This is a genomic window from Cellulophaga baltica 18 (assembly GCF_000468615.2).
GTDB classification, from domain to species: Bacteria; Bacteroidota; Bacteroidia; order Flavobacteriales; family Flavobacteriaceae; genus Cellulophaga; species Cellulophaga baltica.
This window is the reverse complement of record NZ_CP009976.1, coordinates 1633402-1646540: the sequence shown is the minus strand read 5'-3', so window position 1 is coordinate 1646540 and position 13139 is coordinate 1633402. Positions and strand designations below refer to the sequence as shown.

Annotated in this window: 10 protein-coding genes; 6 read left to right on the top strand and 4 right to left on the bottom strand. The window is 36.3% G+C overall.

Annotation, left to right across the window (positions count from 1 at the left end):
• Positions 1-7: 7 nt before the first annotated feature.
• Genes M666_RS06990 through M666_RS06980 form a run of 3 tightly spaced genes read right to left on the bottom strand, consistent with a single transcriptional unit; the run spans position 8 to position 2883 of the window.
• Entirely contained in the window at positions 8-502 is a 495-nt protein-coding gene (locus M666_RS06990; RefSeq protein WP_029447220.1) for a DUF2271 domain-containing protein, read from the bottom strand.
• A 1-nt stretch (position 503) separates the two neighbouring features.
• Positions 504-1970 carry an ankyrin repeat domain-containing protein gene (locus M666_RS06985; RefSeq protein ID WP_029447221.1) on the bottom strand — a complete coding sequence of 489 codons (1467 nt, stop codon included), beginning with the start codon at positions 1968-1970 and terminating at the stop codon, positions 504-506.
• A gap of 7 nt (positions 1971-1977) precedes the next feature.
• Entirely contained in the window at positions 1978-2883 is a 906-nt protein-coding gene (locus M666_RS06980) for a DUF6607 family protein (protein ID WP_029447222.1), read from the bottom strand.
• A gap of 96 nt (positions 2884-2979) precedes the next feature.
• Between M666_RS06980 and M666_RS06975 the strand changes: the two genes are divergently transcribed.
• From M666_RS06975 to M666_RS06955, 5 genes are all read left to right on the top strand, one after another.
• On the top strand, positions 2980-5112 hold the full coding sequence (locus M666_RS06975) for a TonB-dependent receptor plug domain-containing protein (RefSeq protein WP_029447223.1): 2133 nt from the start codon (positions 2980-2982) through the stop codon (positions 5110-5112).
• A gap of 11 nt (positions 5113-5123) precedes the next feature.
• Entirely contained in the window at positions 5124-6218 is a 1095-nt protein-coding gene (locus tag M666_RS06970; RefSeq protein ID WP_029447224.1) for an HmuY family protein, read from the top strand.
• A 114-nt stretch (positions 6219-6332) separates the two neighbouring features.
• On the top strand, positions 6333-7064 hold the full coding sequence (locus tag M666_RS06965; RefSeq protein WP_029447225.1) for a tRNA1(Val) (adenine(37)-N6)-methyltransferase: 732 nt from the start codon (positions 6333-6335) through the stop codon (positions 7062-7064).
• A gap of 57 nt (positions 7065-7121) precedes the next feature.
• Positions 7122-8300: an acyl-CoA dehydrogenase family protein gene (locus tag M666_RS06960; RefSeq protein ID WP_029447226.1), complete on the top strand. Its 1179-nt coding sequence runs from the start codon at positions 7122-7124 to the stop codon at positions 8298-8300.
• A 90-nt stretch (positions 8301-8390) separates the two neighbouring features.
• Positions 8391-8921, top strand: a complete 531-nt coding sequence (locus tag M666_RS06955; protein WP_029447227.1) for a lipid-binding SYLF domain-containing protein — start codon at positions 8391-8393, stop codon at positions 8919-8921.
• Between the two features lie 54 nt (positions 8922-8975).
• Here M666_RS06955 and M666_RS06950 read toward each other — a convergent pair whose 3' ends face one another.
• Positions 8976-11279 carry an FdhF/YdeP family oxidoreductase gene (locus M666_RS06950; RefSeq protein ID WP_029447228.1) on the bottom strand — a complete coding sequence of 768 codons (2304 nt, stop codon included), beginning with the start codon at positions 11277-11279 and terminating at the stop codon, positions 8976-8978.
• Between the two features lie 164 nt (positions 11280-11443).
• Between M666_RS06950 and treF the strand changes: the two genes are divergently transcribed.
• Positions 11444-13048 (top strand): alpha,alpha-trehalase TreF, encoded by a 1605-nt coding sequence (treF, locus tag M666_RS06945; protein ID WP_029447229.1) that lies wholly within the window; start codon positions 11444-11446, stop codon positions 13046-13048.
• Positions 13049-13139 lie beyond the last annotated feature (91 nt).

Here is a 13139-nt window from a genome sequence, read left to right as displayed (position 1 = left end):
ACTTTATTTAATTAGGCAATAAACGTACATAACGTAAAAAACCCGTGCCTTCTACTTTACTCTTTACAGATGCCGTTGTAAGCTCAAATTGCACATCTTTTGTGTAATACTCTTGATCTTCTACGGCCGTTTCAAAACGAATACTGTAACCGCTATTTATTTTTGAATCATCAATTTCAATAACACTCACAATACGTTCTCCCCCAGCAATAGTTGCTCCAGTTATGGCATCAATTCCAGAGCGCTTTTTCCCATAAAACTTCCACCATTCTGTTAGATCATGATACCATTCACTATCATCTCCTTGCACGTAAAGCGTCTTTTCATAATCTCCTTTCGGGTTGATTAACGACACTACCACATAGGCACCTTCACCTGTGTAATTTACCATCTGCATCATACATTTATACTTTGTTGCAGAGGCTGCAGCACTAAAAGAATATACGGATAAGACTACAAATCCAACCAATGCTATTCCCGCTATTTTAAATACGTTTTTCATACTATTTTAAAAATTCAATTGATATATTATTTTCTTGTAACAACTCGTTCTCAGCTGCTAAATCATAAACAGATTCCTCAAAATCTGTTACTGCAGCTTTCTTTGCTCCTATACTCAATAAGTATTTTAAAATTTGATCATCTTTAGCTTTCATAGCAGCTAAATGCAAAGGAGCTATACCTTCTTTATTTTTGGCATTAACATCAACACCGTACTCATTTACGCGTTTTAGCAAAGCAACATCATTATATTCCAATGCTATATGAAATAAGGTATTTCCGTTTTTTTGTGTTTTAGCAAGATCAAAACCTGCCGCTTTTAACACGTTTAATTTTTCTTCAAAATCTGGCTTCTTATGAGCTTTTAAAAGATAATAAGCTAAGGTATTTCCGTCATTATCAGCACTAGATATAGCTGCTTTATTTTTAAGCAAGTAAGACACAACCTCTGGTGAATTGTACGCAACTGCCAATGCCAATGCAGACTCTCCTTTTTTATTCGCGTGATTGACATCATTTACCATAGGCAACAAATAAGAAATAATCTCCAATTTATTTCTCCCTGCAGCATTTAAAAAGGCAGTATTTCCATTAACATCCTCTAAGTTAACAGCCACACCTTTAGCCATAAAATAATCTAGCACCTCTTTGTTCTGTTCGTAAGATGCAAGATTATGTAAAGGCGTTTTCCCTTCCGAGTCTATAACATTAGGGTTTAAATCTAACGATTCTAAAAATTTGTAAAAGCTCAATGGTTTCGCTTTTGCTCTGCGCCCCGCTTGGGTCGCAAAAATAAAAGCATTATCTGTTCCTTTGATACCTTTCTGATGTAATTTTTTTAAATGTTCTATATTACCTGTTTTAGCTACATAATTAAAAGCATCATTCCCATCATAGTCAACACTAGTGATTGCTAAGCCTTTTGAAGAAAAATAATCTAGTAGTTTAAATTCTGGATCGTTTTGGGATGATAACAACAACGCATTTGCCCCATTAGGCGTTAGGTCTTTGGCCAAATCGGCTCCATTAGCTAAGCAAATATCATACACTTTAGTATTCTGTTGTCCTGAAGAAGCCGCAAAATTTAATATGGTACTCCCTTTATCATCGGTAATGGTTGTTTCTGCCCCTTTCGAGATTAGATAGTCCATAATTTCTGTATTCCCTATATAAGCAGCCCAGAACATATAAGTTCTACCATCATGCGTTAATTTATTTACATCATTGCCTTCCTTTGATTGCACGTATTTGATAACAGCATTATCATTTTCTTGCAAAATAGCATACACAACAGCATCAAAATTATTAGCTGTTTTTGCGGTAATATCATTCCCCTCTTTAATCTTTAATTCGATACTTTCGATAGTAGGTTTACTATTCCAATAATCCCGCTCCAAAAAAATATTTTCTTGCGCACTTAATTGAAGTCCAAATAAAAGCACTAGACCTAGTAGTAATTGTTTTTTCATCTTTATTTTATTTTACAAATGATTCTATAACTGGATTTATTTGTTCTGCCGTGTTGTAGTTTTCGTCATCAAACAAATATTTAAATAACACCTTATTGTCCACTTTTTCTTCTAATAACAAATCTTTATTCCTGGCAAAAACCTCATCCCATTTTATACGTACAATTTGCCATTTAGCTTCATGACTCGCCCAGTACTCCTGTGCCGCTTTACATTTGCTATCTGCCACCTTTACATACGTATTGTGTCCTTTTTCTTGCGCAAGTAAAACATCTTCCCTACCATCTTCGCGAATTACTTTGTTATTATCCTGGTCATGAATCCAACCATTAGCAACAATTTCCTGTCTGTTTGTTCTGGTCGTTACATTATAGTCACTACGCGTTGTATATTCTCTTCTTGGTAATGGCGCATCTGTTGTGTTCTCCCAATAACTTTTACCATCTACATGTACCCAAGTAGCTGTGCCCTCGTAACGCGGACTGTCATCTACCTGAAACACTTTCTGTGACCATTGCCCTTCTACTTCTTTTTTGGGCAAACTAACAAATTTCCATTTATTATCATGGTCAAACTCGTACAAATTAGTATTCTGATACTCCCAATCTTGTCTCCAATGTTTTACGATATAAGGTTGTTCTGACGGACCAACAATAAGCAAATGTTGTAACATAATCTTATCATCCGTATCCGTTACTAACTGTACCCATTCTAAACCTTTATCATGTTTTGTTTTGGAAGGCGTATAAGTAGAATCATTTGAATATTCAAAAGTTTCTGCAAAATTAAACGCCACTTCAAAACATCCACACATGCTTTTGATAGCCTTCTGGTCTTGCTTCTTTTTTTGTTGAGCCTGTAGCACCCCAACAAAGACAAAGCTTAATAGGACAAGAGAGATAGATTTTTTCATTTCATTAAAATTTAAATTGATTTCTTTTAAAAAACATTAATCTTATTTAGACTCAATTAAAATAAGATTCTATATTTGCCACAAATCTAATCAAGAATGAGTCTAAATAAAAATTATTGCTGCCTTTTTTTTACCCTAGTATTGACCGGATTTCTTTTTTCTCAAACTATAGTGAATGATACTGCACAAATACAAACCTTAAAAGAGGTTGTTATTACGGGGCAATATAATCCCACGACGATAAATAAGTCTATAAATAATGTAATCGTTATTACTAAAACACAAATAGAAAATCAAGCAGCAAATAACCTTGCAGACGTTCTAAATTTTAATTTGAACCTTACAATTTTACCAAGTTCGCAGACCGGAAAATCTACCATTTCTTTCTTCGGCCTAGATGGCCAATACTTTAATATTCTAATTGATAACATTCCATTAGTAAGTGATAGTGGAATGGGGAATAACATAGATCTAACCCAGATAAACCTTGATGATATTGAACGAATAGAAATTGTAGAAGGTGCCATGGGCGTAGAATATGGAGCCAATGCTGTTTCTGGAGTTATCAATATTATTACCAAAAAATATTCTGAGGAACCTTGGAAGATTCAATTTCTAACACAAGAAGAAACGGTGAGCAATGAATATGCTTGGTTTGATAAAGGAAGACACATTCAGGGCCTGAATATATCTCATAACCTAAGTGATAAGCTATATGCGCGCATTGGCTTTAACAGAAATGACTTTGCTGGTTTCTTTGACAACAAACAAGGGCAAAGTTATTATCAAAATGATGGTTTAAGAGGTTATGAATGGCTGCCTAAAATACAATACAACACCAATGCGTTTCTTACTTACAAACGGGATAATTTCACGCTATTTTATAAGTTCGAATACTTCAATGAAACTTTAAGCTATTACGATGAAACAGTACGGTCCAATATTGATGTAGAAAACCAAACAAGCAACCCTTCTTCAACAGATAAAATCTTTAAAACCAATAGGTACGTAAATAATTTAAGTGTCAATGGTACTTTTAATTCTGGAGCAAGGTATGACGCTTCTCTTTCCTATCAAGAGCAGAAAAGAGACCTAAATCAGTTTAACTATTACATCGTCACACAACAAAAAACCGATGAAACCGATGAAACCTATCAATCTAGCAAAGTATTGTTCTCAAAAGGAACTATAAATAATCTGGTTAAGAATGATCATTACAATTTTCAATTAGGGTATGAAGCAAGATATAATAAAGGATTTGACACACAAGCGTCTGGCGCAGTCACCCAAGAAGACAAAGAATACACGCAAAGCAACGTAGCGTTGTTTACTTCTTCTGAATGGAAAATAACAAATGATTTATCTGCTAGACCTGGATTTAGGTACGAGTACAATTCAAAGTTTAACAGCCAACTTTTGGCATCTCTAAGTCTTAGGCAGCAATTAAAAAATAGGCTTGAGTTACGAGGAAATATAGGCACTTCATACCGCACACCAAATTTTCAAGAACTCTATTATTATTTTGTAGATTCTAACCATGATGTACGGGGGAATGAAAATTTAAATCCTGAAAAAGGATATACCGCATTTATCAACCTAAAAAAAACAACTGCAATCCCTAATGGGGTAGTGACAAACACGCTAAAAACAAGCTATATAGATATTAATGACAAAATAGATCTTGCCGTTATTAACAGCACCCCTTTGCAGTATGAGTACATCAATATTAATGCCTATAAACTTTGGGGGGTAACCACCGAAAACCGTATTAAAAAAGAACAATGGAATTTTAATTTTGGAGCCACCATACAAGGCATCTCTAGAATAGCTGAAAACGAAGCAAATGCTTCTAATGATTTCTTATACTCCTTTCAAATAAATACAAGTGGCACCTATAGCTCCAAAAAATGGGACACTGCATTTAGTCTCTTATTTAAACATAATGGTGCACAATATGACTACACCGCTTCTGATGTAGATGAAGAAGGCAATTCTGTTTTCTCAAAATCTAAAACCAATGCCTATAGCTGGATGGATGCTTCCATTAGAAAATCTTTTTTGGACAAAAAAATCCAAGCAACTATAGGCGCTAGAAATATACTAGATGTAACCAGTGTAGCCATCAGTAATACCACTTCTGGAGGCGTACATTCTACGACTAACAATGGACTTTTACTTGGTTACGGTAGGTCTTTTTATCTCAAACTATTATACAATCTAAACTTTTAAAAATTACTCGTATGAAACACAATGCATTTACTTTTTTTGCCGCACTAGCCGTCCTATTATTTTCTAGTTGTTCTGATGACGATACTCCCGCAGCTCCTATTGAAATAGTCATTGAAGGAGCCGCTATTTCTCCCGAAGTTGGAGGGTCTAACGAACCTAACCAAGTCTATATAGACTTAAGTACCGAAACTAGTACCGTTGTAAAAAGAGACTCTTGGGATTTAGGTTTTTATAGCGGCTCAGAATTTCAAGTTACGATTAACGGCGCTATATACATGGCCGTCGCTGCTCTAACTACTACGGATATTGATGCCGTAAATAGCACTACCGAAGAGGTGATAAATTTGCAGCCACAAGTTGCCATTGGCACTTTTCAAGCAACAAATGCGGCCTATATAGACCATCCAAATGGAGCAATTACAGGTACCGCAATAGCCACAATAGAAGATGCAGATGAGAACAATCCTGTATACTTACTTAATTTAGGTGAAGCTATTGCTACTACACCGGCCACCACTGGTAATGTAAAAATTACTGAAGGTGATGGTGAAGGTAAAAGAGGTTGGAAAAAAATACGGATCTTAAAAGAAGGTGCTGATTATATTTTACAATATGCCAACTTAGAGGATACCACCCACCAAGAAGTGACCATTACCAAAAATTCTGCTTATAATTTCTCTTACTTTAGTTTTACCACAGAAACCATGGTTCCGGTTGAACCAGAAGCGACAAAGTGGGATTTAAACTTTACTGTATTTACCGACATTATAGAAGGTTTTGGCTCGTATGGTTATGCAGATTATGTGGTGAACAATACAAAAGCAGCTGTTAGTGTATATATGGTAGATACAGCAGAAGCTACTTTTACCTATGACAATTTTACACTGACCGACATAAACCCCGCTAATTTTTTAATTGACCAACGTGGTATAGGTAGCACTTGGAGAAACGGTGGCGGACCAAGCACATTACCTTCTTTAAAAGAAGATGTATTTTATGTGCTTAGAGATACGGATGACAATTACTATAAAATAAAATTTTTAGCCCTAACCAATGAAGCGGGCGAAAGAGGTAATCCAGAATTTATTTATAGCCTCCTTCAATAGTAGTCAAGATGCCATAAAATTAGTATAATTTAATTTTAGGTCCCTTAGCGTAATTGTTAAGGGATTTTTTTATGCCCAACAAATAAGCCTTAATTTTGAAATTAAATTTCTTTTATGAAACCTTTTCGCTTCAAACAGTTTACCGTTAACCAAGATAAATGCGCTATGAAAATAGGCACAGACGGAGTGCTTTTAGGTGCTTGGGCAAGCGTAAACAACTCCATGCATACTATCTTAGATATTGGAACAGGAACAGGCGTTATTGCCTTAATGCTAGCACAACGTTCTATTGCAGATACTATTGAAGCTATAGAACTTGACGGAGACGCTTTTGAACAATGTACCGATAATTTTGAAGCTTCAGATTGGAGAGATCGTTTATTTTGCTTTCATGCTGGTTTTGATGAGTTTGTTGATGAATATACGGAAGAGGAACCTGAGGAAGCTGAGCTGTATGATTTGATTGTTTCTAATCCGCCTTTCTACAGTGAAGAAGTTTCTAGTGGTAATGATGCTCGTGATCAAGCCCGTCAAAACTCATCACTCCCTTTTGACGAATTAGTTGCCGGAGTTTCCAAGCTACTTTCTCCTACAGGTGTATTTGCTACTATCATACCGTATAAAGAAGAAGAAAATTTTATCGCTTTAGCCTTAGAAAACAATTTATACCCAAACAGAATTACACAGGTTAGAGGAACAGAGAATACCGAAATTAAGAGAAGTCTACTTGAGTTTTCACTTACAGAAAGTGAGTACACACCTAAGGAGCTTATTATAGAATTAGAACGAAATGTATACACCAAAGAATACATAGAACTTACCAAAGACTTTTATTTAAAAATGTAACTTTTGAGCGTTGTCATGTTATAAATCTTTATTTATCTTTGGTAAAAACCCATAGCTATGCGACCAGATTTATTTGAAGCTCCTGATTACTATAACATTGATGATCTTTTATCAGAAGAACATAAATTAGTTCGTGACGCTGCACGACAATGGGTAAAACGTTCTGTTTCTCCTATTATAGAAGAATATGCTCAGAAAGCAGAGTTTCCTAAAGAGATTATTGGTGGCCTGGCAGAAATTGGCGCTTTTGGCCCTTATATTCCGCAAGAATATGGTGGCGCTGGTTTAGACCAAATTAGTTACGGCCTTATTATGCAAGAGATAGAACGCGGCGATAGTGGCGTGCGCTCTACAGCTTCCGTACAATCTTCTTTAGTCATGTATCCTATTTTTACCTATGGGAATGAAGCACAGCGTAAAAAATATTTACCAAAATTAGCGTCTGGAGAATTTATGGGTTGCTTTGGGCTAACAGAACCCAATCATGGTTCTAATCCAAGCGGCATGGAAACCAAGTACAAAGATATGGGTGACCATTATCTATTGAATGGTGCTAAACTTTGGATTTCAAATTCGCCATTTGCAGATATTGCTGTCGTATGGGCAAAAAATGAAGAAGGCCGTATTCACGGACTTATTGTAGAACGTGGTATGGAAGGTTTTACCACCCCAACAACACACAACAAATGGTCTTTACGAGCAAGTGCTACTGGGGAGCTTATTTTTGATAATGTAAAAGTACCCAAAGAGAACATCCTTTTGGGAAAAACAGGATTAGGTGCTCCGCTTGGATGCTTAGATTCTGCTCGATACGGAATAGCTTGGGGTGCTATTGGTGCCGCAATGGACTGTTATGATACTGCCTTACGGTATGCCAAAGAGCGTATACAGTTTGGTAAGCCTATTGCGGCAACACAACTACAACAAAAAAAATTGGCAGAAATGATTACCGAAATCACGAAAGCACAATTAATGGCACTCCGCTTAGGCCAACTTAAAAATGAAGGCAAAGCAACTACCGCTCAGATTTCTATGGCAAAACGCAACAATGTAGAAATGGCTATAAACATTGCTAGAGAAGCCAGACAAGTTTTAGGTGCTATGGGTATTACAGGCGAATACAGCATTATGCGCCATATGATGAATTTAGAAAGTGTAATTACCTATGAAGGCACGCATGATATTCACTTATTAATTACAGGTGCAGATATCACTGGGTTTCCAGCTTTTCAATAAACGTGCGATAGCTTTAACATAAACTTAGTACACTTGAAAAAACAAGTGCGCTAACTTTGCACGTATATAGATGAACTAAATATACAGAAAATGAAAACACTAAAATATAGTATACTTTTTTCTCTTCTTTTTGTTTTTGCAGGACAAGCACAAACCGTTAAAGATCAGAGAATTATTGATGACGCTCAAGAAGCAAAAGAACTTTTAATAAAAGCCGATGAAGGCTTAGATACGTTCTTTAAAGAATCTGCCGGATATGTTATTTTCCCTAATGTTGGAAAAGGCGGATTTATTATTGGAGCTGCCTCTGGAAATGGTGCCGTTTATGAAAGTGGTAACTTAATAGGAATGGCAGATCTTAAAAAATTAAATATCGGTTTTCAAGCAGGCGGACAAGCAATTATAGAAGTTATCTTTTTTGAAAATACCGCAGCTATGAACGACTTTAAAGAAGGGAAATTCTCTTTTGCGGCAGAAGCTTCTGCTGTAGCAGTACGATCAGGAATTGCATTTAACGCAAAGTACAAAGACGGTGTGGCTGTTTTTGCATTACCAAAAGCAGGACTAATGGCCGATGCTTCTGTAGGCGGACAAAAATTTAAATTCACTTCTTTTGAATAAGTATTTAAAAAAATAAAAGATAAAAAAAGGGAGCCAAATGGCTCCCTTTTTTATTTACTTAACTTTTTCTACCGTAACCACTACAGATTTACTAATAGGGGTATAACTCCTATCTGCAAAATGATTGTAAGGTACCAATACATTTGTTTCTGGATAATAAGCCGCAATATCTCCTTTAGGAATAGCATACGGCAAAACTTTAAAATTAAAAGCCACCCTTGGTGTATGATCGTAATTACTCCGTAGGTTCACCACATCAAGTTTTGTTAAGCCTTTTTCTTTCATGTCTTCTGCATTCATAAAGACCACTCGGCGTTCATTATATACTCCCCTGTAGCGATCATCTAATCCATAAATTGTTGTATTAAATTGATCATGAGAACGGATGGTCATCAACATAAATTCATCTGAGTTTAAATGATGTTCTGGTAATTTATTTAGGGTAATCTGTGCTTTCCCGTTAGGAAGCATACTAAAGTCTAAATTGCGCACATTATTAGGTAAATAGTACCCCACACCCTTAGATTGCTCATTAGTGTTTTTAAAACCTTTCACTACTTTATCTATAGTTTCACGCATCAAATCATAATCGGTCCCTAAGGCCAACCAATCAACAGCATGATTGCCTTTAAAATAGGCATCTGCAATACCCGCTATTATATCTGGCTCACTTTGTAAATTCCCTGAAGTTGGTTTTAGCACACCTTTAGATTGGCGCACACGTCCCATACTATTTTCAACCGTAATAAAACGTTCTTTCCCGTCTTTCACATCCTTTTCTGAACGCCCGTATGTTGGTAAAATTAAAGCTGTTTTACCTGTCACTAAATGACTTCTATTCAACTTAGTACTCACCTGTACTGTTAGACTACAAGCCTCAATAGCTTTTGCAGTATAGACCGTATCTGAAGCGGCCATTAAAAAATTACCTCCTAGACACATGAATACTTTGGCCTTACCATCATGCATGGCTTTCATCGCTTTAACCACATCATAACCTGGTTGATCAGGAGCCGTAAAACCTAAATGTTCTTGAATACGCTGATTAAGTCCTTCATCTACAAAATGCATAATCCCTACACTCCTATCGCCTTGCACGTTAGAGTGCCCACGAACCGGACAAGTACCGGCATTTGGCTTCCCAATTGCCCCTTTCAATAATAATAAGTTTATAAATTCTCTTATGGTTTCTACCCCATTTTTATGTTGGGTAAGTCCCATTGCCCAACAAACTACAATTTTAGATTTCTTAGCAAGAAACGATACTGCTACATCTATAAGCTTTTCATTAACTCCAGTTTGCTGTATTAAATCTTCAAGATCAAAATTTTCAATATCTGCAAGTAACGTCTCATACCCATCTGTATACTGGTTGATAAAATCATGATCAAAGACCGTAGTATCAAGCTGATCTAAAGCGGCTAATTTTTTAATTATCGCTTTCATTAAAGGTATATCTTGATTGATGCGCACTGGCAAATGTAAATCTGCAATATCTATAGGCTTGCCAATCCACCCCTCTACATGTTGTGGATTTTTAAAATTAACAAGACCTGATTCTTCTAAGGGGTTTATACTGATAATCTTTCCGCCATTTGCTTTACATTTTTCTAAAGCAGAAAGCATTCTAGGATGGTTTGTTCCTGGGTTTTGTCCCGCAACAATTACCACCTCTGCTTCATATAAATCCTCTAATTTAATAGACCCCTTACCAATGCCTAAGGTTTCTCCTAAAGCGACACCACTAGACTCATGACACATATTAGAACAGTCTGGCATATTATTAGTTCCTAAAGCCCTAGCGAACATACCGTATAAAAAAGCCGCTTCATTACTGGAACGACCTGAGGTATAAAAAATAGCTTCATTAGGATCTTCCATAGCTGCAAGCTCTTCTGCTACCAACTGATATGCTTTCTCCCAAGAAATGGGTTGATAATGTAAACTTCCAGGCTCCAATAGTAAAGGCTCTGTAAGTCGCCCAAATTTATTTAATTCGTAGTCCGTAAGTTGTGATAAATCTTCTATAGAGTTTTTCGCAAAAAAGGAAGCGTCTATCTTACTAGTTGTTGCTTCATCAGCTAAGGCCTTTGCGCCATTCTCACAGTATTCTGCAAATTTCGAGGATTTTTCTGGGTCAGGCCAAGCACAACTCGGACATTCAAATCCGTCTACCTGATTCATCTTCAGTAAGGTACCCATGGCACGAATTACACCCATTTCTTTGAAACCATGGCGCAATGCTTCTTTTACACCCAACGCCCCTGCTGCAACAGTAACCGGAGCTTCTACTTTAATATCATTAAATGCTAAACTTCCTGTTAACGATACTTTTCTTTGTGCCTTAACCTCACCCATGTTTCCTTTTTTTTGAACGATTAATTTATCTAGAATATCTCTACTTCTAAACAAGTAGTTAAATTTAAGGCTTTATCCACTATATGAATAGGATATGCCGTTCAAAAAATTGACTCCTTTAAAAATTATAGTAATTTTATCCTTCATTGATTAATGTTACGTTTATGAAATATTATGCATTGCTGATTGCGCTGCTTCTTCTAGGTTGCAAAAACGAGGTCAAGAAAGTTCCCGAAAAACCTATTACAGAAACTCCAGCTAGAGAACTCAAAATAATTACAGCTCCTGATGAGTTATTAGGAGATTTATTTGCTGAAATTCAATTAAATCAGGTTTTTGAAGATGGAAAAACATTTGTGGATTGTACCGCAAAATTTCCTTACGATGAAATTAAACGCAACTACGAACAAAAAAAAAATGATTCCACTTTTAATTTAACAACGTTTGTTCATGCTAATTTTGAAGTTCCTACAGCTATATCTTCTGATTTTAAATCCGACACTACAAAAACTGCCGTAGAACATGTAACTGCATTATGGCCTGTATTAACAAGAGCATCTGATCAAGAAAATGAACTGAGCTCTTTAATTCCCTTACCAAAATCTTACATTGTTCCTGGTGGGCGCTTTAGAGAAGTATACTATTGGGATAGCTATTTTACAATGCTAGGCTTAGTAGAAAGCGGCGAGTTTGAGCTTATTGAAAATATGTTAGATAATTTTGCCCACCTTATTGATACCGTTGGTCATATCCCAAATGGAAATAGAACATATTACATCACTAGGTCTCAACCTCCATTCTTTTCCCAGATGGTGAAATTATTAGCGGCGCATAAAGGAGAGCGTGTTTATCAAAAATATAAAGAACCTCTTAAAAAAGAATATGAATTCTGGATGGATGGTGCGGAATCTACTTCCTATGCTATCAATCATGCGGTACTAACCCCTGTTGGAGTTTTAAATAGGTATTATGACCAAGGAGACACTCCGCGGCAAGAATCATATAGAGAAGATTATACCCAAGTAGAAAAAACTTCTGGAGGAACAAAAATGTATCGTGATTTACGCTCTGGAGCAGAATCGGGCTGGGATTATTCTTCCAGGTGGTTTGCTGATGGAAAAACAATGGAGACCATAGAAACTACAGATATACTCCCTGTAGATTTAAATGCACTTATGTACGGTTTAGAAGAAGTGCTTCTTACCGCTTTTCAGGACAATTCTGAATTTACCACAACATTAAAAAAGAGCATGGAAAACCGCAAGGAATTTTTAAATAGATATAGCTATAATGAAACTTTGGGGGTCTTTGAAGATTATAATTGGGTTGCTAGTGAGCCTACTGGCGTAATTTCTTTAGCCACCGTTTATCCTTTATTTTTTAAAATGACTACGCAAGAACAAGCAGATGGAGTAGCCACTTATATCACTCAAAACTTCTTGAAACCAGGAGGTGTTGTTACGTCTGCTAACCATACAGGGCAACAATGGGATGCGCCAAATGGCTGGGCACCCTTACAATGGATGACTATTGTGGGTCTCGAAAACTACGGACATCATGAGTTAGCAAAAACTATTGCTACACGGTGGATTGCCTTAAATGAAAAAGTCTATGAAAACACGGGGAAGTTTGTAGAGAAATACAATGTAGAAGACATGACGCTAGATGCTGGTGGCGGAGAATACCCTGTTCAAGATGGATTTGGCTGGAGTAATGGTGTTTATTTAGCCTTAAAAAATCACTACAAAAAAGATAAAAACAAATTATAAGCAGTTCACCACAAGTTTTACTGCTTACGCATCAATTCTTTTAAAAAAGCAACTAACCGTCATACCTTTGACACGAGTTAGTTAGTTAATT

Bases quoted from the DNA above. Each gene is read 5' to 3' on its own strand.
- M666_RS06980 (WP_029447222.1), bottom strand. From the start codon at position 2,883: ATGAAAAAATCTATCTCTCTTGTCCTATTAAGCTTTGTCTTTGTTGGG.
- M666_RS06985 (WP_029447221.1), bottom strand. From the start codon at position 1,970: ATGAAAAAACAATTACTACTAGGTCTAGTGCTTTTATTTGGACTTCAA.
- M666_RS06965 (WP_029447225.1), top strand. From the start codon at position 6,333: ATGAAACCTTTTCGCTTCAAACAGTTTACCGTTAACCAAGATAAATGC.
- M666_RS06970 (WP_029447224.1), top strand. From the start codon at position 5,124: ATGAAACACAATGCATTTACTTTTTTTGCCGCACTAGCCGTCCTATTA.
- M666_RS06960 (WP_029447226.1), top strand. From the start codon at position 7,122: ATGCGACCAGATTTATTTGAAGCTCCTGATTACTATAACATTGATGAT.
- M666_RS06990 (WP_029447220.1), bottom strand. From the start codon at position 502: ATGAAAAACGTATTTAAAATAGCGGGAATAGCATTGGTTGGATTTGTA.
- M666_RS06950 (WP_029447228.1), bottom strand. From the start codon at position 11,279: ATGGGTGAGGTTAAGGCACAAAGAAAAGTATCGTTAACAGGAAGTTTA.
- treF (WP_029447229.1), top strand. From the start codon at position 11,444: ATGAAATATTATGCATTGCTGATTGCGCTGCTTCTTCTAGGTTGCAAA.
- M666_RS06975 (WP_029447223.1), top strand. From the start codon at position 2,980: ATGAGTCTAAATAAAAATTATTGCTGCCTTTTTTTTACCCTAGTATTG.
- M666_RS06955 (WP_029447227.1), top strand. From the start codon at position 8,391: ATGAAAACACTAAAATATAGTATACTTTTTTCTCTTCTTTTTGTTTTT.